This window comes from Flavobacterium macrobrachii, assembly GCF_014486675.1.
Taxonomy (GTDB): Bacteria; Bacteroidota; Bacteroidia; order Flavobacteriales; family Flavobacteriaceae; genus Flavobacterium; species Flavobacterium macrobrachii.
In genome coordinates, this window is the sequence record NZ_JACTAC010000187.1 from 1 (window position 1) to 604 (window position 604).

Annotated in this window: 1 protein-coding gene; it reads left to right on the forward strand. The window is 37.3% G+C overall.

Features of this window, described 5'->3' with window-relative positions:
• The coding region (locus IAI56_RS15890) for a hypothetical protein (RefSeq protein WP_187658782.1) at positions 1 to 604 on the forward strand (604 nt) is incomplete at both ends.

The window sequence follows — 604 nt, forward strand, 5'->3', positions numbered from 1 at the left end:
ATTTAACCCAGGAGTTGTAAGTATTTCAGCAACAGGATTGGTAACGGCCAATGCGAACACTTATACTTTTACAGTTACCAATGCATCTGGTTGTACCTCACCATCTTCAGCCAACATAGTAGTAAATACTCAACCAAGTACGCCAAGTGTGCCAACAGTTGGTGCGATAACACAACCAACATGTACGACAGCCACAGGAAGTTTTCAAATCACAGGATACAACATTTCAAACACCTATATTTTTACACCAGGAGTTGTAAGTATTTCAGCAACAGGATTAGTAACGGCTAATGCGAATACTTATACTTTTACAGTTACCAATGCATCTGGTTGTACCTCACCATCTTCAGCCAACATAGTAGTAAATGCTCAGCCAAGCGTGCCAAGTACACCTACAGTTTCAATTGTTTCTTCTTGTGTTTCTAATTCAGTAACTGTAACAAATCCAATTGGTTCAGATTACCAATATTCTTTGGACGGTTTGCCATATCAATCAAGTCCAATTTTCAATAACCTTGCTGTTGGTAGTCATACTATCATTGCTAATCAAATTTCATCAAATTGCATTTCAAATCCAGTAAGTTTTAATGTAATATCTACTTCA